Genomic DNA, 19,616 nt, shown 5'->3' on the forward strand with positions numbered 1-19,616 from the left:
ATCACAGAACAATGGCTCGTTACACGGGTGCCGACTGCAAGCTGTGCCGTCGGGAGAAGATGAAGCTGTTCCTCAAGGGCAGCAAGTGCGATGGCCCCAAGTGCCCGATCGAGATCCGTCCTTACCCCCCGGGTGAGCACGGTCGCGGCCGGCCCAAGGAGACCGAGTACCTGCTCCAGCTCCGTGAGAAGCAGAAGGCCCGCCGCATCTACGGCGTGCTGGAGAAGCAGTTCCACAACTACTACGTCGAGGCCAACCGCCAGGGCGGCAAGACGGGTGAGAACCTCCTCACCCTGCTCGAGCGCCGCCTCGACAACGTCGTCTACCGCGCCGGCTTCGCCAAGTCGCGCGACGCGGCCCGCCAGCTGATCCGCCACGGCCACCTCAAGGTCAACGGCAAGAAGGTCGACATCCCGTCCTTCCTGGTCAGCGAGGCCGACATCGTCGAGGTCCGGCAGAAGTCGCTCGAGATGACCCCGTTCGTGGTCGCTCGCGCGGAGGCCGGCGAGCGCCCGGTTCCCGCCTGGCTCGGTGTCGTCACCGAGGGCGCCATGCGGATCCTGGTGCACGGTCTCCCGGTCCGGCAGCAGATCGACGCTCCGGTCCAGGAGCAGCTGATCGTCGAGCTCTACTCCAAGTAAGGGCTCTTTCCGCCGCCGTGATCATGCCGACCTCCGGGACGGCATGATCACGGCGTCGGGGCGTAGAATTGTCACTGCGGTCGTCATATAGCGGGCACCGCGGAAAGAAGGTTCATTCCATGCTCATCGCTCAGCGTCCCACTCTCACCGAAGAGCAGGTCGACGAGTACCGGTCGCGGTTCACCATCGAGCCGCTGGAGCCGGGCTTCGGCTACACGATCGGCAACTCGCTGCGTCGTACCCTGCTCTCCTCGATCCCCGGTGCGGCCGTCACCAGCATCCGGATCGAGGGCGTCCTGCACGAGTTCTCGACCGTTCCCGGGGTCAAGGAGGATGTCACCGACATCATCCTCAACCTCAAGGAGCTGGTCGTCTCCTCCGAGCACGACGAGCCCGTGGTCATGTACCTGCGCAAGCAGGGCCCGGGCGAGGTGACCGCCGCCGACATCGCGCCGCCGGCGGGCGTCGAGGTCCACAACCCGGACCTCCACATCGCCACGCTCAACAACAAGGCCAAGCTGGAGATGGAGCTCACGGTCGAGCGCGGCCGCGGCTACGTCTCCGCCGCGCAGAACAAGCAGCCGGGCCAGGAGATCGGCCGGATCCCGATCGACTCCATCTACTCGCCCGTGCTCAAGGTCACCTACAAGGTCGAGGCGACCCGAGTCGAGCAGCGCACCGACTTCGACCGCCTGATCCTGGACGTCGAGACCAAGCAGGCGATGCTCCCGCGCGACGCGGTGGCCTCCGCCGGCAAGACCCTGGTCGAGCTGTTCGGCCTGGCCCGGGAGCTCAACGTCGAGGCCGAGGGCATCGACATGGGCCCGTCCCCGACGGACGCCGCGCTCGCCGCGGACCTGGCCCTGCCGATCGAGGAGCTCAACCTCACGGTGCGGTCGTACAACTGCCTCAAGCGCGAGGGCATCCACTCTGTGGGCGAGCTGGTCGCCCGCAGCGAGCAGGACCTCTTGGATATAAGGAATTTCGGCGCCAAGTCGATCGAAGAGGTCAAGCAGAAGCTCAACGACATGGGCCTCTCGCTCAAGGACTCCCCGCCCGGGTTCGACCCGAGCGCCGCCGCGGACAACTACGGCGACGACGACGGCGCGTACGCCGAGACCGAGCAGTACTGAGCGGCGACCGCAGCGGAGCAGTGCTGAGCGGCGACCGCAGCGGAGCGAGGATCGTCGCTCGGTACGTTGCGGGGGTCTGGGGGTCGCCCCCCAGACCAGTACTGACCAGTACTGAGCACCACCTGGCACGACGTAGTTCGCAGGCCTGCCGCGATCGGGACCTCCGGTCGCGGCGGGTACGGCTGACGCCGGTACCTCACACGGCCGGCGCGGAACTGAGCTGACACCGGTACCTCACACGGCCGGTGCAGGAAGGAAGAAACGATGCCTCAGCCCACCAAGGGCGCCCGCCTCGGTGGCGGCGCCGCGCACCAGAAGCTGATCCTGGCCAACCTGGCCACGGCTCTCTTCGAGCACGGCCGCATCACCACGACCGAGGCCAAGGCACGGCGGGTCCGCCCGCTGGCGGAGAAGCTGATCACCAAGGCCAAGAAGGGCGACCTGCACAACCGTCGCCTCGTGGCCAAGACGATCCGCGACAAGAGCGTTCTGCACGAGCTCTTCACCGAGATCGCGCCGAAGTTCGAAAACCGCCCCGGCGGCTACACCCGCATCACCAAGCTCGGTCCGCGCAAGGGCGACAACGCCCCCATGGCGGTCATCGAGCTGGTGCAGGAGGAGCTGAGCGCCTCCACGTCCACCACCAAGGCCGCGCCGGCCACCAAGGCCGCTCCGGCCGAGGAGAAGGTCGACACGACCAAGGACGAGGCTCCGGCCGACGACACGGTCGACGCCAAGGCCGACGACGCCGACGAGGCGACCGACGCCGAGAAGGCCGAGGACGGCAAGTAAGGAGCCGTTCGACCTCCTGAACGGCGTTTTCGCCGACGAAACGTGAGGGCCCGCCGTACCGGAAACGGGACGGCGGGCCCGATCTTTGCCAGACTGAATCCCATGGTCAGGTCAGGGGTGCGACGATTCGCGAGGGAGCAGATACCGGATGCTCGGCCGAGCAGTCCGCAAGCGATGGGTAAGGAACCCCGATGACCGGTGACCGCAGCGGAGCGAGGATCGCCGGTCGTCCCGGCGGGGGGACGTCCCCTCGGAGGACGCTGCCATGACCGCGCTGGTACGGCTCCGGCTCGACATCAGCTACGACGGGTCGGATTTCGCGGGCTGGGCCCGCCAGCCCGGGCAGCGGACCGTGCAGGGAGTGATCGAGGACGCGCTGGCACGGCTGCTGCGCCTCGACCCGCCTCCGATGCTCACCGTCGCGGGCCGCACGGACGCCGGCGTGCACGCGCGCGGTCAGGTCGCGCACCTGGTCGTCCCGGTCGCCGCGTACTCCCCGATCAACGGCACGATGCCGCGCCGCCTGGCCGGGCTGCTGCCGCCCGACGTCCGGGTCCGCAGGGTCTCGACGGCTCCCGAGGGTTTCGACGCGCGCTTCTCGGCGTTGTCCCGGCGGTACGTCTACCGCGTGTGCGACGACCCGGTGGGCGTCGAGCCGCTGCGCCGCCACGACGTGTTGTGGCACCCGCGCCCGCTCAACCTCGAGCGGATGAACGAGGCGACGGCCCTGCTGCTCGGCGAGCACGACTTCGCCGCGTACTGCCGCAAGCGCGAGGGCGCGACCAGCATCCGGAGGTTGCTGAAGTACGAGTGGGTGCGCGAGGCCGAGTACGTCGCCGCGGCGACCGTGAAGGCCGACGCGTTCTGCCACTCCATGGTGCGCGCGCTGGTCGGCGCGCTGCTGATGGTCGGCGACGGCCGGCGCGAGGTCGAGTGGCCGTCGGAGGTGCTGGCCGCCCGTGTCCGCGACTCCGCGGTGAACGTCGCGCCCGCGCACGGGCTGTCGCTGGAGGAGATCTCCTATCCGGAGGACGAGGGCCTGGCCCAGCGGGCCCAGGAGACCCGCCGGGTGCGCACCCTCAACGCCACGAGCAACGCCGCCGCGAGCAACGCCGCCGCGAGCGACTAGCCCCGCCGCACCCCGCAGGCGCTCGGGGCGCTCGGGTCTCGAGGGGCGGTCAGGTGGCGCGGGCGGTCAGGTGGCGCGGGCCTGGATCGGGCGGACGCTGAAGTCCACGAACTGCTTGGCCGCGTTCCGGAGCGTGACGTCGCCCGGCTTGGGCCGCCGGCCGTCGCCGTACTGCGCGTACGCGTAGATCACGTAGCGGCCTCGCACGGTGCTCAGCGCGTAGCCGCCCGCCTGGTCCATGCCCTGGGAGCGGCGCCCCGCCATGCCGCGGAACCACTCGTACCGGGCGGGGGAGCCGGCCGCGCCGACCTTGAGGGCGGCGTCCTTGGTCGGCAGGCTCGCGATGCCGGTGGTGACGGCGAGTCCCGTCCCGCGGTCGAGGTAGGTGACCCGGACCACGCTCCGGCAGTTCGCCCGCGCCAGGGCCTGCGCCATCGCGCCGCGGGCGGCGAGCGCGCACTGGTGGTTGACCGACGAGCGGTCGCGGACGTACTGGCGCCCGCCCACGCTGACCGTCGCCGCCGGGTAGGCCTCGGCGAGCGCGAGGGGCTTGGGGTCGGTCTTCTCGCTGGAGATGTCGACCGGCGGCGGATTCGCCGCGGTGGGGCTCGGCTTGGGTGGTGCGGCCTCTTGCGTGGGCGACGTCGTCGGCGCGGCGGCCTTGCCCTCGTCGCCGGACCCGCCGATCAGCGCGAACGCGGCGGCCATGACGAGCAGGACGCCCGCGACGCCGCCGACGATGATCAGTGGCTTCCGCTTGCCGCCGCCCATGGGGGAGGACGGAGCCGGGGCCGCGGGCGGGCCCGGGGGCGGGGCCTGGTCGCCGGGCTGCTGGGAGAAGCTGAACGGCGAGGTCGGCGGGAGCGGTCCACTTCCCTCCTCGGCCCAGGGCTGCCCGGAGTCGATCGGGAGGCCGCCCTCGGCGTGGTAGACCGGCGTGATGACGGTCGGGCCGGTCGGCTCGTCCTCGCCCGTCGTGGTGTCGTCCGCCTCGGGCCGGGCGGGCGCAGCCGAGCCGTCGTTCGGCGGGGTGACCCCCGGCGGCAGGATCGCGTCCGGCATCAGGACCGGAGCCGCCATGAACATCGGCGCGGCGGCTTCGGCCCGCTTCCCGGCTTCGGGCTGCTTCTCGGCCTCGGGCTGCTTTTCGGCTTCGGGCTGCTTCGGCTCGGGTTCGGAGCCGGTGGCCTGGTCAGGGGCGGAGGCAGGAGCCGGGTCGGTGTCCCGTTCCTCCGCGGTGGCGGGCCGGACGTCGGGCTCGGGCTCGGGCCGGACGGCGGGGATGCCGTTCGGGTCGGTGTCGGCGAGGTCGGGCGGGCTGGCGGGCATGACGACCGACTCCGGGGGCACGGCCCCGCGGGTGTCGATGATGATGGCGCCCTGACCGGCGACGAGCCTGTCGAGGTTGGTCGGTGGCGGGGGGACGGGACGCTCGCTGTCCGTGCCGGCGACCGGGGCGTCGTCGGCGTCGTCCTCGTCCTCGGCGCGTCCGGGCGGGTCCTCGGTGCGCGCGACGTTGACGGAGGCGTCCGGCTCGTCGGAGTCCGTGGCCCACCACGGCTTCTCGAGGCCGAACGGGGAGAACCCGATCGCGCTCGACGGGCCCTCGGGCTCGTCGTCGGCGCCGGGTTCGGCGGGAGCGACCTGCCCGAAACTGGGCGGCGCCGGGGCGGTGGGAACGGCAGGCGTCCCCGCCTCCTCGGCGGAGTCCCGGGTCTCTTCAGGTCCAGACATAGTGGAACAGCGTATTAGCCGCGGTCACTTTCGGAAGGGTTTGCCTTCGGTTTCCCGGTATGTGAGGGCAAAGGTCAGGTTGCTCCCTCGGATGACCTGCTGTCCGAACGTGGAGACCAGGCCGTGGTACTTGGACGCGATCTTCTTGCCGTCCGGCCGCTGCACCCAGGTCATCACCAGGTAGTGGCCGTGCACCTCGGCGGTGCCGAGGGCCTCGCCCTTGCCGATGTTCTTGGTGACGCCGGTGCCGGCGATCGGCTGGAGGTAGGCGTCCTTGGCGGTGGCGGCACGTTCGGCCTGCTTGGCGGCGGCCTCGGTCTTGAGGTTCAGGACGCCGACGGTGCCGATCAGCACGCCGTCGGTCCGGGCGAACGTGGCCCGCAGGGTCTGCGAGCAGCTGCCGCTCTTGAGGACCTTGCTCAGCCTCGCCCCGTTGACGACGCCGGTGCAGCCGCGCTGCGACTTCCAGCCGGTGCGCACGTACTTGGTGGTGCCCGCGCTGGAACGTGCGCTGAACGACTTCTTGCCGAACGCCTCGTTGAGGGTCAGCGGGCTGGGGTCGGTGGTGCGGCTCTTGAGCTTGACCGGGGTCAGCGGGGTCTGCGTGGGGGAGGGCGTGGCCGCGGCCGTCTGCTGGGGGGAGGCGCTGCCGCCGGCGGCGGCAGGCTTCTTCGGCTCGTCGTCCTTGAGCATCGCCGAGGCGGCGAATCCGCCGCCGACGAGGACGAGCCCGGCCACCGCCGCGCCGCCGATGATCAGGGGGAGGTTGGAGCGGCGTTCCCGCGGGGGGAGCGGGCCGCTGCCGCCACCCGGCGGCAGGCCACGGCCGTCGAACCCGTCCGGGGGGCCGCCGAAACGATCGTCGCCGCCGAAGCGGTCGTCGCCGTACTCGGGCCCGCCGTATTCAGGGCCGCCGTATTCAGGGCCGCCGTATTCAGGGCCGCCGTATTCGGGGGAGCCGTAGCCCGGCCCGCCGCCGGGGCCCGAGCCGGGGCCGCCGCGGTCACGGTCGAAGCCTTCGCTGGAGAACTGTGCGGTGCTCGCGCCCGGGCCTTCGCCGCGCGGCGGCACGGCGGCCGACCACTCGTCCTGGCCGCCGCCGGAGTCGTAGGGGGCGTACATTCCGCCGCCCGGCCCCTCGTTCGGCTCCCCGCCGCGCGGAGAGAAGGGGGCCTCGTTCCTGTCCTGGCCGTACGGTTCGGGTCGTTCAGGTCCGGAGCCGTACGGCGCTTGCGACGGCTTCGCGGGAGGCCAGCCGTCGGGTTTGCCTTCATCGCCCGGATAACCCATGGCTTGGACCATACCGTTCCTTTAGCAGGGCTCTGGACCTTCTGAACACCCACCATGACATGGGGGTCAAACGGGTGCCGGTCGTTTGCCGAAGGTCGTGACCGCCGCCACAGGGCGGTCTACTGCCAGCCGAAGTCCTGCGTCCACCAGGGTCCGCCGGACCCCTCGACCATGCCGACGCCGATCGCGCGGAGCCTGCAGTTGAGGATGTTGGCGCGGTGTCCGGGGCTCTTCATCCACCCCTCCACCACGGCCTCGGCGGTCAGGTAGCCCTTGGCGATGTTCTCGGCGCCGGGGCTGGGATAGCCGGCGTCCTCCATGCGTTCCCAGGGGGTCTCGCCGGCGCGTGAGGTGTGGTCGAAGTAGTCGTTGGCGGCCATGTCGGCCGAGTGCTCGCGGGCGGCGGTCGTCAGGCGCTTGTCGGTGCGCAGCGCCGGGCAGCCCGCCTTGGTCCGCTCCTTGTTGGTGAGGCGCACCACGGTGCTCTCGGCGGCGGCCGGCGACGGGGGCGGGGTGGCGTCCCCGGGCGTCCGCGCCGCGGAGGGGGAAGAGGAGGAGGACGGGGAGGCGGACGGCTGCGCGCGGCCGCGGAGCGGCTTGAGGGAGGGCGGCTGCTGCGACGCGCTCGGAGCGCCGCCGTCGTTCGGGGTCTTGGGCGTGCTGGAGGTCTTCTGGACGGGCGTGCCGCCCGAGGTGTCGAAACCCGTCCCGGACGGGCCTCGCCGCCCAGCGGTCCCGGTCGCGCCGGTCGTGGACGCGGCCTCCGAGCGCAGCTCGGGGAGGACGAGCCGGTCGAGCGCGACTCCCGTGCCGATGGCGAGGGTCGCGGCGGCGGCCGCCAGGGTGACGGCGACCACACTCCTGGCCCGCGAACGTCCCGGACGCTCCGGACGCCCCGAGGACCGCGGACGCCTCGCCCGGCCACCGGCGCGCCGGTGGCCCGTACGGCGTCCTGACGGTCCTGCTGAATGGCGAGGGGAAGGCAGCGGGGCTCCCGGGAGGCTGGCCGGCGCGGGGCCGGCGGCGGATCCGGTCGGCCGAACCTTATCCTTATAAGGAGCTCAAATCAGAAGATCACCACTTAAGGACGCTCCATTAAGGGGGCCCGGTCACCCTCCGGATCGGGTTGAGTCCCGGGCATCCGGCCGCATGGGGCATACTGGAGAGTGGCTGGGAGACTGCCACAACGTTCCGCTTTGACCCATGCCCGCGCGGCTGGGTATTCTGCCAGTTCGTTGTATGTGTCGGTGTGCCCTGCGTGCCAAGCGCGAGACGGGCCCCGGCCTCCCGGAGCGCCAGGTCGGACCATCCTCTGATCGGCGCGAGCAGGATTCCGCTCAGAAGTCGACAAGAAACGAAGGCTTACGACCGTGCGCACGTACACCCCTAAGCCCGCTGATGTGCAGCGTCAGTGGCACGTCATCGACGCGACCGATGTCGTGCTGGGGCGGCTCGCCAGTCAGGTCGCGCAGCTGCTTCGGGGCAAGCACAAGCCGATCTACGCGCCGCACCTCGACACCGGCGACTTCGTCGTGATCATCAACGCCGGCAAGGTGGCGCTGTCGGGCAACAAGCTCGAGCAGAAGCGCGCCTACCGGCACTCCGGCTACCCGGGCGGTCTGCGCTCGGTGTCCTACGGCGACCTCATGGCCAAGAGCCCGGAGAAGGCCGTCGAGAAGGCGATCAAGGGCATGCTGCCCAAGAACTCCCTCGGCCGGCAGATGTTCGGCAAGGTCAAGGTCTACGCCGGTCCGGAGCACCCGCACCAGGCGCAGAAGCCGGTCCCGTTCGAGATCACCCAGATCAAGCAGTAGCTCCCGCTGATCTGAGAGCGGTACGGCTCTGAGAGCAGTACCGCTGACAGCAGCACCTCATGACCGCAGCACCTCATGAGAACAGTACCTCATGAGAGCAGTACCTCATGAGAACAGCACCTCATGACAGCAGTACACCGCGGATCCGGCGGCACGCCGGAGAGCGGGTCGGTCGCTTCACCATTGGAGAGGCCGCCGGGGCACCCGAGGACCGACCGGGCCAGCCGCCCTGGCCAGAACACCCAAGAGGAGAACCGTGGACGAGTCCACCGGCACCGAGACGCCCGAGGGCGTCGAGCTCGACTCGTACGAGGACACGCCGTCCGAGTACTCCACCGAGAGCCCCGAGGCCTCTGACGCCTCGTTCCTGGCCCAGCCGGTCGCGACCGGCCCCGCCGCCGGCACCGGCCGCCGCAAGCAGGCCATCGCCCGCGTCCGGATCGCCCCGGGCACCGGCAAGTGGACCATCAACGGCCGCACCCTCGAGCAGTACTTCCCCAACAAGGTCCAGCAGCAGACCGTGAACGAGCCGTTCGTGCTGCTCGGCCTCGAGGGCCAGTTCGACGTCATCGTCCGCGTCGGCGGCGGTGGCACCACCGGCCAGGCCGGCGCCCTGCGCCTGGGCATCTCGCGTGCCCTGCAGTTCGCCAACATCGAGCACCGCCCGGCGCTGAAGAAGGCCGGCTTCCTCACCCGTGACGCGCGCGTTCCGGAGCGTAAGAAGGCCGGTCTCAAGAAGGCCCGCAAGGCGCCGCAGTACAGCAAGCGCTGATCGCCTCCGACACGAGCCGCCGCACCCCTCGATCCTCGATGGACGATCGAAGCGGGCGCGGCGGCTCGTTCGCGTTTCGCCCGGAGGACGTCCTCCAGGCCCCCGGAACGTTCCCATCGCGCCTTGCCGGGCGGTGGCGTTCCGGGCTCATCCGGACTTTCCCCACTAGATTTGACCGCGCGGAGCGGGAGGCGGGTGACCCTCGCCTCTCCCGCGCGGTCTTTTGCCTTTCTGGGAGTTGAACTGTGGGTCGTCTCTTCGGAACCGATGGTGTACGCGGGCTCGCCAACCGCGACCTCACCGCACCGCTCGCGATGGACCTGTCGGTCGCCGCGGCGCGGGTGCTGGGCGAGGCCGGCGCGTTCAAGGGCCACCGGCCGGTGGCGGTCGTCGGACGTGATCCCCGTGCCTCCGGTGAGTTCCTGGAGGCGGCGGTGGTCGCCGGGCTGGCGAGCGCCGGCGTGGACGTGCTGACGCTGGGCGTCCTGCCGACCCCGGCCGTCGCGTACCTCACGCACACGCTGGACGCCGATCTCGGCGTGATGTTGTCGGCCTCGCACAACGCGGCGCCCGACAACGGCCTCAAGTTCTTCGACCGCAGCGGCTACAAGCTGGCCGACCACATCGAGGACCGCATCGAGAGCACGCTCGGCCAGGACTGGGATCCGCCGACCGGCGCCGGCGTCGGCCGGGTCCGCGACGCGCACGGCGCGGTCGAGCAGTACGTCGCGCATCTGCTGTCGTCGTTGCCGGTCTCCCTCGATGGCCTGCGGGTCGTCGTCGACTGCGCGCACGGCGCGTCCTCCGACGTGGCCCCCGAGGCGCTGCGCCGCGCCGGCGCCGAGGTCATCACGATCGGCGCCGCGCCCGACGGCCTCAACATCAACTCCGGGTGCGGCTCCACCCACCTGGAGGCGCTGCGGGAGGCCGTCCGCGCGCACGGCGCGGACGCGGGCATCGCCAACGACGGCGACGCCGACCGCTGCCTGGCCGTGACCGCCACCGGCGACGAGGTCGACGGCGACCAGATCATGGCCATTCTCGCCACCGAGCTGCGCGAGTCGGGGCGGCTCGCGAACGACACCGTCGTGGCCACCGTGATGTCCAACCTGGGCTTCAAGCTGGCCATGCGGGAGGCCGGGATCACCGTGGTCGAGACCGCGGTCGGCGACCGGTACGTCCTGGAGGCCATGAAGGAGCGCGGCTTCAACTTCGGCGGCGAGCAGTCCGGCCACGTCATCATGCTCGATCACGCCACGACCGGCGACGGCGTGCTGACCGGCCTGCACCTGCTCGCGACGATGGCCCGCCGCGGCCGTCCGCTGGACGAGCTGGCCAAGGTCATGACCCGGCTGCCGCAGGTGCTCATCAACGTCAAGGGCGTCGACAAGGCCCGCGCCAAGACCTCTCCGGAGCTCGCCGAGGCCGTGGCGGCGGCCGAGGCCGAGCTCGGTGACACCGGCCGTGTCCTCATCCGGCCGAGCGGCACCGAGCCCATGGTCCGCGTCATGGTCGAGGCCGCCGCCCACGACCACGCCCAGACCGTCGCCGAACGCCTCGCGGACACCGTCCGCACGGCGCTGCCGTCGGCCTAGGCGCCGTCGCCCTGGGCGTCGCCGCCCGCCCGGGCGCGTGGTCAGTCGTCGAGGATCTCGAGGCGGCCGACCTTGAGGTGCTTGATCTCGACGGTCCCGGCCTCGAGATGGTCGACGACGGCCTTCTTCACGACCAGCCTGCCGATCGCGACCGCGCCGATGGCGATGGCGCCGAGCGCCATCGAGCCGATCGCGAGCGAACCGAAGGCGTTGCCGAAGCGGACGGTGAGACCGGTGGCCGAGGCGCCCGTCACCTCGGCGCCGGTGGCGCGGGCGCCGACCCCGCGTTCGGTGCGGACCTTCTGGAGCTCGGTGGACTCCGCCTCGGGCGCGGCTTCGTCGTTCTGGGCGGCCCGGCCGTCGGCCGCGGCCTTCTCGTTGGCGTCGTTGCTCATGCCGTGCACTTTATGCGTGACTAGCAGCGGGCGAGGAAGCCTTCCAGGGCCTGGCGGTCCGAGCGGGTGACGGGGAGGTCGTATTCGGCGGCGACGGCGACGTACTTCACGCCGTAGGCGCACTGGTAACCCTTGTGCGGCTTCCATTCGCCGGGGCCCGAGTCGCTCTTCTGGCGGTTGGGCACGCCCCACACCGCGAGCAGGTTGCCGTGGTCGTTGGCGAACCTCTCGCGGCGGTCCTCGGTCCACCGGGACGCGCCCATCCGCCAGGCCAGCGCCAGCGGGTAGACGTGGTCGATCTGCACCTCGGCGGCGTCCGACTTGGAGAACGCGATGCGCTTGCCGCTGTACGGGTCGTTCAGCGTGCCGGAGACGACCACGCACTCGCCGCGCCTGTCCACCTCCCGCAGGTCGCGGGCCAGCACGTCGTTGCGCTGGTCGCAGCCGTTGTGGTCGGTGTCCTTCCAGCGGACGCCGAAGCGGTCGCGCTCGTAGCCGCCGCCGTCCGACTCGGCCGCGACGCGCAGCTTGTCGAGGTCCTTCTGGGCCTGCGAGACGTTCCGCCCGGCCGGTTTGCTGCCGGACGTGCTCGGAGACGCCTCGGTGAGGCCGATGTCGCCGGCGCATCCCGAGAGGGAGAGCGCCGCGATGAGCCAGATTCCCGCGGCGGCCCTGCCGCCACCGACCGTCAGCCGCCGTCGCGTCATACCGTCACCACCTGATCGCCTGGATGCGGTATGCCCGCTTCGCCGAGAACAAACGAATTGAGAGTAGGAGCTTGGTGACAAGAACGTGCCGTTCCCTCCCCGGCGCGTCGCCTACGGCACGATGTGGAACGTGCTGCATCTGAGAGCGATCGTGCCGTCCGGCCGTACCGAGCAGGCGTGCCAGGCGCTGGCCGAGAATCCCGGGGCGGCGAATGTGGTGGTGATCCCCGGCGCCGCCCGGTCACCGAAGGGCGACCTGGTGACCGCCGACGTCGCCCGCGAGGCCGTCAACGAGATCATTAAATCCCTCCAGGACCTCGGGATCGAGCGTGACGGGGCCATCACCCTCGAACAGATCGACCTCTCGCTGTCCGACGCGTCCGACCTGGCGGAAGAGCTCGCCCCCGGGCACGGCGACGACGCCGTCGTCTGGGAGGAGCTCCAGCACAACGTCACCGAGAACTCCCGGCTGACCTGGTCGTTCCTCGTCTTCCTCGCGCTGGCCACGCAGCTCGCCGGGATCGCCGCGCTGACCGACTCGCCGATCCTGGTCATCGGCGCGATGGTGCTCGGCCCGGAGTTCGCCCTGGTCGCCGCCATGTGTTACGGCCTGACGTTCTGGAAACCGGGGCTGGTGGTGATGGCCACTCGCAACCTGGCCGTCGGCTTCGTGGTCGCCATCGTCGTCACCTACGTGTGCGCCGAGGTGAGCTACGCGATCGGCGTGATCCAGGAGGGCATGCTCGACAAACCCCGGCCGATGACCGCGTTCATCTACAGCCCCGACCGCTGGTCGTTCATCGTGGCGCTGCTCGCCGGCGCGGCCGGGGTGCTCTCGCTGACCGCGGCCAAGTCGTCCGCCCTCGTCGGGGTCTTCATCTCCGTCACGACCGTGCCCGCCGCGGGCAACCTGGCGGTCGCCCTGGCGTTGCGGCACCTGGACGAGATCCGCGGCTCGCTGCTGCAACTCGGGGTCAACATCCTCGGCATGCTGATCGCCGGGGTGGTGACGCTGCTCGTGCAGCGCGCGGTGTGGCGCGCCGTACTCCGCAGGAGGGGGAGGGTGGCCGCAGGGCCTACAACCTCAGGGTGAGGTGCCGTGGCGCGCGAAGCACTAGGTTCGTAGACATGCCGATCATCGCCACCCAGGGGCTGACGATGAGGTTCCCCCGGGTGACCGCCCTGGACGACCTCACGGTGTCCGTGGAGCCCGGGGTCGTCGGCCTGGTCGGCGCCAACGGCGCCGGCAAGTCGACGCTCATCCGGATCCTGCTCGGGCTGCAGCCGCCCAGCGCGGGGCAGGCCACCGTGCTCGGGCTCGACATCGCCCGCGAGGGCGTGCACATCCGCGAGCGGGTCGGGTTCATGCCCGAGTACGACTGCCTCCCGCCGGACGTCTCGGCCACCGAGTTCGTCGTCCACATGGCCCGCATGTGCGGGCTGCCCTCGACCGCCGCGCGCGAACGCGCCGCCGACATCCTGCGGCACGTGGGGTTGTACGAGGAGCGGTACCGGCCCATCGGGGGCTACTCGACGGGCATGAAGCAGCGGGTCAAGCTGGCCCAGGCGCTCGTGCACGACCCCCAGCTGGTGTTCCTGGACGAGCCGACCAACGGCCTCGACCCGGCGGGCCGCGAGGAGATGCTGGAGCTGATCCGGCGCATCGGCGCCGAGTTCGGCATCAGCGTGCTGGTCACCTCGCACCTGCTCGGCGAGCTGGAACGGGTCTGCGACCACGTCGTCATCATCGACGGCGGCACGCTGCTGCGCTCGCAGGCCGTCGAGGCCTACACGGCGGCCAGCGGCCTGCTCACCGTCGAGGTCGAGGAGGGGCGCGACCAGCTCGGGCAGCGGCTCTACGACCAGGGCGTGGCGGTCCATCCCGAGGGGCGCTTCCTGGTGGTCGACATCGCCGGGGAGGAGACCTACGACCTGATCCGCGACGGCGTCGCCGAGCTGGGGCTGCGCCTCATCCGGCTGGAGCAGCGCCGCCACCACATCGAAGAGGTCTTCGTCGCGCCGCAGGAGATCCAGATGCCATCGGACGCACCGCTCGCCGGGCCGCCGGCGCCGGACGCGCCGCGGTCCGAAGCGCCGCAGCCGGGACCGCAGGGGGCGCCGCGATGACCACGAGCACGATCCACGACATCGGCTACCGGCACTACGACGGCCGCCGGCTCGGGCGCGCGTACATGGTGCGCTCGCTCTACGCGCACAACCTGCGCGCCGCGTTCGGGCTCGGCAGGCCCGCCCGCGCGAAGGTGATGCCGTTCCTGCTGTGCGCGGTCATGCTGCTGCCCGCCGCGGCCAGCGTGGCGATCCTGGGCTTCACCAAGCAGCCCGACGCGCTCATCCGCTACTCCTCGTACGCCCTGATCATGCAGGTCGTGGTGGCCATCTTCATGGCCACCCAGGCACCGGTGATCGCCTCCCGCGAGCTGCGCTTCCACGTCGTGCCGCTCTACTTCTCCCGGCCGGTCGGGCACCTGGACTTCGTGCTGGCCAAGTTCGGCGCGTTCGCCACCGCGCTGTTCGCCATGCTGGCCGTGCCGGTCACGCTGCTGTACGTGGGCGCGCTGGTCACCCGGCCCGACAAGATGACACCGATCGTCGACGAGATCGGCGGCGGCCCGGACGGGCCGGCCAAGGCCGACAGCCTCTTCGACCACACCCTGCACTACCTCGGCGGGCTCGCCGGGTGCGTGCTCTTCGCGCTGGTCCTCGCCTCGATCGGGCTGGTCATCGCGGCGTTCACCACCCGCCGCGGGCTCGGCGTCGCGGCGGTCATCGCGGCCTACATGCTCAGCAGCACGATCGTGGTGATCATTCAGGGCATCGCCGAGGCGGAGGCGAACAACTTCACCGTCTCCGGCTGGGCGGGCCTGTTCTCCCCGTTCAACCTCGTCGACATCGTCCAGGTGCGGCTGCTCGGCGCCCAGCTGTCCGCCCCGGCGGCGCCGTCCGGGGTGACCGGCGGGCTGGTGGCGCTGGCGGTCTGCTGCGGGCTGGTGGCCGGCTCGATCGCGGTCCTGTACCGCAGGTTCCGGAAGGCGGGTCTGTCGTGAGCGTGCTGCGCCTGGAGAACGTGTCCCGCTGGTACGGCAACGTGGTCGCGGTCAACGGCGTCTCGATGGACATCGGGCCCGGCGTGACCGGGCTGCTCGGCCCCAACGGCGCGGGCAAGTCCACGCTGATCCACATGATGGGCGGGTTCCTGCCGGCGTCGTCGGGCACCGTCGCCCTGGACGGGGCGCCGCTCTGGCGCAACCCCGACATCTACCGCCACATCGGCCTGGTGCCCGAACGTGAGACGGCCTACGACTTCCTGACGGGCAAGCAGTTCATCCTGGCCATGGCCAAGCTGCACAAGCTGCCCGATCCCGAGGCCGCGGCCCGCCGCGCGATCGGGCAGGTCGAGATGGAGTACGCCCAGGACCGCTCGATCGGCAACTACTCCAAGGGCATGAAGCAGCGGATCAAGATGGCGTCCGCGCTCGTGCACGACCCGCCCGTCCTCCTGCTGGACGAGCCGTTCAACGGCATGGACCCGCGCCAGCGCATCCAGCTGATGGACCTCATCCGCCAGATGGCCGCCGAGGGCCGCACCATCCTGTTCAGCTCCCACATCCTCGAAGAGGTCGAGCGCCTGGCCAGCCACATCGAGGTCATCGTGGCCGGCCGCCACGCCGCCTCCGGCGACTTCCGCGCGATCCGCCGGCTGATGACCGACCGGCCGCACATCTTCCTCGTGCGCTCCAGCGACGACCGCAGGCTCGCCGCCGCGATCATCGCGGACGGCTCGGCGTCCAGCGTGCAGCTCACCGACAAGGGGCTGCAGATCGAGGCGACCGACTTCCAGCGCTTCACCTGGTTCCTCCCCCAGGTCGCCCGCGACGCCGAAGTGCGCCTGTGGGAGGTCTCGCCCGCCGACGAGTCCCTCGAAAGCGTCTTCTCCTACCTGGTGGCACGGTGAACTCCACAATCGCGATGATCACGTTCCGGGCCATGCTGGGACGCAAGCGGGCGCTGCTGCTCTTCGTGCTCCCGTTCATCATGCTGGTGCTGGCGGCCGGCCTGAAGGTCACCGACTACGCCGACCTGGGCGTCTCCGCCACCGTGCTGCACCGGTTCGGGCTCGCCACGTTGCTGCCCCTCCTCGCCCTCATCGCCGGCACCGGCGTCATCGGGCCGGAGATCGACGACGGGCAGATCATGTACGTCCTGACGAAGCCGATCCCGCGCCAGGTCATCGTCCTCACCAAGCTCGCCGTCGCCATCGTCCTGGTCGTGCTGTTCGCGGTGGTCCCGACGCTCCTGACCGGCCTGATCATGAGCGGCACGACCGCCCAGGTGACCCCGGCCTTCACCGTCGGCGTCCTCGTCGGCGGCATCGCCTACTCCGCGGCCTTCGTCGCCCTCGGCGTCATCAGCCGCAACGCCGTCACGATCGGCCTCATCTACGTCCTGGTCTGGGAGATCCTGCTGGGCAACTTCGCGCCCGGCGCCAAGTCCGCCTCCATCCAGCAGTGGTCCCTCTCGGTCGCCGACGCGCTCTCCGGCGCCTCCCAGATCACCTCGACGGTCGACCTCCCGCTGGCGATCCTCCTCCTGGCCGCCGTCACGGCCCTGGCCACCACCTTCGCCTCCGTCCGCCTCCGCTCCCTCTCCATAGCCAGCGCCGAGTGATCACGAAGATCGTCACGGCGGTGGGCCTGCCGGTGGCTAGACGCTCAGGCCGTGGGCCGGGTCGGTTCGCGGGCCCGGCCCTTCGTGGTCAGGTGGGGCTGATGACGGTGTGGTCGCCGTCGGGCTCGTACGCCACGACCTGGACCACCGGGAGCCGGGCGACCTGGGGATACTCGCCGCGGAGGCGCGGGCCGGGGACCATCAGGACGGTGCGGCCGTCGCGGCGGCGGGCGTCGCGGTTGCCGAGCTCGCCGACCATCTTGAGGCCGGAGACGCCGGAACCGCCGGCGGCGATCAGGTGCCAGCGCTTGGAGGAACGCCACCAGACGGCGCCGGCGATCGAGTCGGTGGACGCGGAGTAGTCGCCGTTGGTGTTGCCCCGGTCGGTGAGCAGGCGGCCGTCGTCGGACATCAGCGCGGTGATGCCGGGGGCGCCCCACGGGACGGACACATCGATCGAGACGAGCGTGGCGTGGCCGCCGCCGTCGGGGAGCTCGCCCGACCAGAGCCGGCCGACGCGCAGGTCGCCGGCCTCGGTGAGGTAGACGGCGTCGCCGCAGGACAGCGCGTGAACGGTCGTCCACTGGGCGCGGTCGGTGATGGAGCCGGTGTCGCCCTCGCGCCGCGGGTCGGCGTCCCGGAACCAGACCAGCGGCGTCGCCGACTCCGGGTTGTGGCTGGCCAGCTGGGTGACCGCGCCGGTGCCCTTGTGGTTCATGCGCAGCACGACGTAGTCCTGGCAGTCCGGGTCGAACGAACGCCACGGGATCGCGTCGGTGACACCGTCGGTCACCTGGAGCGGGACCCAGCCGGCCGTGGGCTGGTCGGGCAGCGAGTAGGAGAGGTCGGTCAGCCAGGGCGGGACGAGGTAACGCCAGGTCGTGCCCAGCATGACCAGCTGGCCGTTGTCGTTGCCGAGGCTGCGGATCGACTCGACGCCGCGCGAGAGCGGGCGTTCGAAGTACTGCGCGACCATCGGGGTGTCCCGGGTGCCGGGGGTGTCGTGCATGACGACGATGGTCGCGCCGGAGACGGTGCCCGCGTACATGACCGAGACCCGGCCGAGCGGCGGGTCGCGGCGGTCGGCCTTCCACGCGGTGGCCGCGCGGCGGAGGAGGGCGCGGTCGCCCCGCAGCCCGCCCTGGGTGGGCCAGTCGTCCAGGCTGGGCACGCCGTGCCGGTTCCAGCGGGCGTTGTCGACCACCAGCGGGTCGCCGGGGCGGCCGGCGTTCCGCCAGTGCTCGTAGCCGAACGAGCCGGCGGAGATGAGCACGACGGTGACGAGCAGGAGCGCGATCCGGACGGTCATCGGCAACGACGGCGGCGGCCGCAGCCGGACCAGGGTCGGGTCGAAACCGCGCAGCTCGTCGTGCCGGGCGGTGGGGTCGAGCCCGGCGCGCTCGTCGACGTCGGTGAGGGCGCTGTCGACGTCCCAGGCGTCGATCATGAGCTGATCGTTGAGCTCGGCGGCGACCTCGGGGGCGGTGAGGCCCTCCAGACGGACCAGGAGGTAGGCGAGGCGCTCGTGCGGCGATGATCGCTGGAGGGCGGTGCGCAGCGGGGTGGGCGGCGTGGCCTCGGGCTCGAAGAACAGGCGGCGCAGGAACGGCCGGCGGTGGTGGGGCGGCCGGGTCAGGAGTTCGAGGGCGAGCCGGTGGCGGAGCTGGCGGTAACTCGAGCCGGGGCCGGCGCGGGCCGAGTGCCGGACCGCGCGGCGGGCGGCGGCGAGCACGCTCTCGGGCGGCGCGGTGCCGTCGTCCAGGCCGAGGTAGGCCAGCCGAACGAGATCGGTGTAGCGGCCCCGCATCGTGACCAGGATCGCCGTCCGCATCCGGGTCACCTCCCGTGCCGGATCCCTTTCGTTCCGATTGTGACGGTGGCGCCCGCCGGTGGAAAGGTCGGACGCGGCACCGTGGGGTCGCGGCGGGTGCGTTGCGGGAGGCCGGTGCGGCGAGGTCAGATGCGGCGCAGGCGGAGGCGTTCGACCGAGTGGTCGCGGCCCTTGTGGAGAACGAGGGTGGCGCGGGCCCGGGTCGGCAGGATGTTGGAGACCAGGTTGATCTCGTTGACGTCGCGCCAGACCCGCTGCGCGAACGCGGCCGCCTCGTCCTCGTCCAGCTGGGCGTACCGGTGGAAGTACGAGCGCGGGTCGGCGAACGCGGTGCGGCGCAGGGCGAACAGCCGCTCCACGTACCACTGCCGGATGTCCTCGACCCGCGCGTCCACGTAGATCGAGAAGTCGAAGAAGTCGGAGACGCCGAGGGAGCCGGCGGGCGGGGCCTGGAGGACGTTGAGGCCCTCGACGATCAGGATGTCCGGCCGCCGGACCGTCTGGCGGGCCCCGGGGACGATGTCGTACTCCAGGTGGGAGTAGATCGGGATCGTGACCTCCTCCGCACCCGCCTTGATCGACGAGACGAAGCGGACCAGGGCGCGCCGGTCGTACGACTCGGGGAACCCCTTGCGGTCCATGATCCCCCGTTCGGCCAGCACGGAGTTGGGGTGCAGGAAGCTGTCGGTTGTGACCAGTTCCACACTGGGGTGGTCGGGCCAGCGCGCGAGCAGCGTGCGCAGCAGCCGGGAGGTGGTCGACTTGCCCACCGCCACGCTGCCCGCCACGCCGACGATGAACGGGGTGGGCTTGACCGGCTCGCCCAGGAAACCGCTGACCGTGTCGCGCAGGCCGCCGTCGGACTTGAAGAAGAGGTTGAGGAGCCGGGAGAGCGGCAGGTAGACCTCTTCGACCTCGGTGATGTCGATCGGGTCCTTCAGCCCGCGCAGGGCGTCCAGCTCGCCCGGCGTCAGGGGCAGCGGCGTGTTCTCGCGAAGCGCCCGCCAGGCGTCGCGCGAGAGTTCCACGTAAGGGCTCGGCACGCTGTCCCATCCGCTCGTCATGGCTGAACAGTAGCCGTCCACGGTATCCATGGC

The 19,616-nt window shown here is 71.2% G+C and carries 19 protein-coding genes; 12 read left to right on the plus strand and 7 right to left on the minus strand.

Annotated features, from left to right (window positions below; all coding sequences use genetic code 11):
• The first annotated feature begins 11 nt into the window (after positions 1–11).
• The 4 genes from rpsD to truA all read left to right on the plus strand — a co-directional run bounded on the left by rpsD (position 12) and on the right by truA (position 3,695).
• Complete coding sequence (rpsD, locus tag ABZ810_RS39435) at positions 12–641, plus strand: 30S ribosomal protein S4 (protein ID WP_358412018.1); 630 nt, start codon at positions 12–14, stop codon at positions 639–641.
• Between the two features lie 119 nt (positions 642–760).
• Positions 761–1,774 carry a DNA-directed RNA polymerase subunit alpha gene (locus tag ABZ810_RS39440; protein WP_358412019.1) on the plus strand — a complete coding sequence of 338 codons (1,014 nt, stop codon included), beginning with the start codon at positions 761–763 and terminating at the stop codon, positions 1,772–1,774.
• A 264-nt stretch (positions 1,775–2,038) separates the two neighbouring features.
• On the plus strand, positions 2,039–2,566 hold the full coding sequence (gene rplQ, locus ABZ810_RS39445) for a 50S ribosomal protein L17 (protein WP_358412020.1): 528 nt from the start codon (positions 2,039–2,041) through the stop codon (positions 2,564–2,566).
• Between the two features lie 265 nt (positions 2,567–2,831).
• Positions 2,832–3,695 (plus strand): tRNA pseudouridine(38-40) synthase TruA, encoded by an 864-nt coding sequence (gene truA / locus ABZ810_RS39450; protein ID WP_358412021.1) that lies wholly within the window; start codon positions 2,832–2,834, stop codon positions 3,693–3,695.
• 66 nt (positions 3,696–3,761) lie between these two features.
• Here truA and ABZ810_RS39455 read toward each other — a convergent pair whose 3' ends face one another.
• From ABZ810_RS39455 to ABZ810_RS39465, 3 genes are all read right to left on the minus strand, one after another.
• On the minus strand, positions 3,762–5,429 hold the full coding sequence (locus ABZ810_RS39455; RefSeq protein WP_358412022.1) for a hypothetical protein: 1,668 nt from the start codon (positions 5,427–5,429) through the stop codon (positions 3,762–3,764).
• Positions 5,430–5,453: 24 nt separating this feature from the next.
• Positions 5,454–6,551, minus strand: a complete 1,098-nt coding sequence (locus tag ABZ810_RS39460) for a hypothetical protein (RefSeq protein WP_358412023.1) — start codon at positions 6,549–6,551, stop codon at positions 5,454–5,456.
• A gap of 287 nt (positions 6,552–6,838) precedes the next feature.
• Complete coding sequence (locus ABZ810_RS39465) at positions 6,839–7,576, minus strand: CAP domain-containing protein (protein WP_358412024.1); 738 nt, start codon at positions 7,574–7,576, stop codon at positions 6,839–6,841.
• 513 nt (positions 7,577–8,089) lie between these two features.
• Here ABZ810_RS39465 and rplM point away from each other — a divergent pair.
• From rplM to glmM, 3 genes are all read left to right on the plus strand, one after another.
• Positions 8,090–8,533, plus strand: a complete 444-nt coding sequence (rplM, locus tag ABZ810_RS39470; protein ID WP_358412025.1) for a 50S ribosomal protein L13 — start codon at positions 8,090–8,092, stop codon at positions 8,531–8,533.
• Between the two features lie 256 nt (positions 8,534–8,789).
• The gene (gene rpsI, locus ABZ810_RS39475; RefSeq protein WP_358412026.1) at positions 8,790–9,305 is read left to right on the plus strand and encodes a 30S ribosomal protein S9; all 516 of its coding nucleotides are present in this window, start codon (positions 8,790–8,792) and stop codon (positions 9,303–9,305) included.
• 245 nt (positions 9,306–9,550) lie between these two features.
• Positions 9,551–10,900: a phosphoglucosamine mutase gene (gene glmM / locus ABZ810_RS39480; RefSeq protein ID WP_358412027.1), complete on the plus strand. Its 1,350-nt coding sequence runs from the start codon at positions 9,551–9,553 to the stop codon at positions 10,898–10,900.
• Between the two features lie 41 nt (positions 10,901–10,941).
• Here the strand turns inward: glmM and ABZ810_RS39485 are convergent, their stop codons facing one another.
• Together ABZ810_RS39485 and ABZ810_RS39490 are read right to left on the minus strand one after the other, a co-directional pair.
• On the minus strand, positions 10,942–11,295 hold the full coding sequence (locus ABZ810_RS39485) for a hypothetical protein (RefSeq protein ID WP_358412028.1): 354 nt from the start codon (positions 11,293–11,295) through the stop codon (positions 10,942–10,944).
• Positions 11,296–11,315: 20 nt separating this feature from the next.
• Positions 11,316–12,002, minus strand: coding sequence for an HNH endonuclease family protein (locus ABZ810_RS39490; RefSeq protein WP_358412029.1), 687 nt, complete (start codon positions 12,000–12,002; stop codon positions 11,316–11,318).
• Between the two features lie 85 nt (positions 12,003–12,087).
• Between ABZ810_RS39490 and ABZ810_RS39495 the strand changes: the two genes are divergently transcribed.
• From ABZ810_RS39495 to ABZ810_RS39515, 5 genes are read left to right on the plus strand one after another with little or no spacing between them, the layout of a single operon-like run.
• The gene (locus ABZ810_RS39495; protein ID WP_358412030.1) at positions 12,088–13,095 is read left to right on the plus strand and encodes a DUF389 domain-containing protein; all 1,008 of its coding nucleotides are present in this window, start codon (positions 12,088–12,090) and stop codon (positions 13,093–13,095) included.
• Positions 13,096–13,130: 35 nt separating this feature from the next.
• Positions 13,131–14,129 carry an ABC transporter ATP-binding protein gene (locus ABZ810_RS39500; protein ID WP_358412031.1) on the plus strand — a complete coding sequence of 333 codons (999 nt, stop codon included), beginning with the start codon at positions 13,131–13,133 and terminating at the stop codon, positions 14,127–14,129.
• Positions 14,126–15,067, plus strand: a complete 942-nt coding sequence (locus tag ABZ810_RS39505) for an ABC transporter permease (RefSeq protein WP_358412032.1) — start codon at positions 14,126–14,128, stop codon at positions 15,065–15,067. The genes ABZ810_RS39500 and ABZ810_RS39505 overlap by 4 nt, the downstream gene beginning before the upstream one ends.
• Entirely contained in the window at positions 15,064–15,975 is a 912-nt protein-coding gene (locus ABZ810_RS39510; protein WP_358412033.1) for an ABC transporter ATP-binding protein, read from the plus strand. Before ABZ810_RS39505 ends, ABZ810_RS39510 begins: the two co-directional genes overlap by 4 nt.
• On the plus strand, positions 15,972–16,688 hold the full coding sequence (locus ABZ810_RS39515; protein WP_358412034.1) for an ABC transporter permease: 717 nt from the start codon (positions 15,972–15,974) through the stop codon (positions 16,686–16,688). The genes ABZ810_RS39510 and ABZ810_RS39515 overlap by 4 nt, the downstream gene beginning before the upstream one ends.
• Before the next feature lie 88 nt (positions 16,689–16,776).
• Here ABZ810_RS39515 and ABZ810_RS39520 read toward each other — a convergent pair whose 3' ends face one another.
• Positions 16,777–18,519, minus strand: coding sequence for a hypothetical protein (locus ABZ810_RS39520; protein WP_358412035.1), 1,743 nt, complete (start codon positions 18,517–18,519; stop codon positions 16,777–16,779).
• Between the two features lie 125 nt (positions 18,520–18,644).
• Positions 18,645–19,583, minus strand: a complete 939-nt coding sequence (gene coaA, locus ABZ810_RS39525) for a type I pantothenate kinase (protein ID WP_358412036.1) — start codon at positions 19,581–19,583, stop codon at positions 18,645–18,647.
• Positions 19,584–19,616 lie beyond the last annotated feature (33 nt).

It is taken from the genome of Spirillospora sp. NPDC047279, from assembly GCF_040643285.1.
Taxonomy (GTDB): domain Bacteria; phylum Actinomycetota; class Actinomycetes; order Streptosporangiales; family Streptosporangiaceae; genus Spirillospora.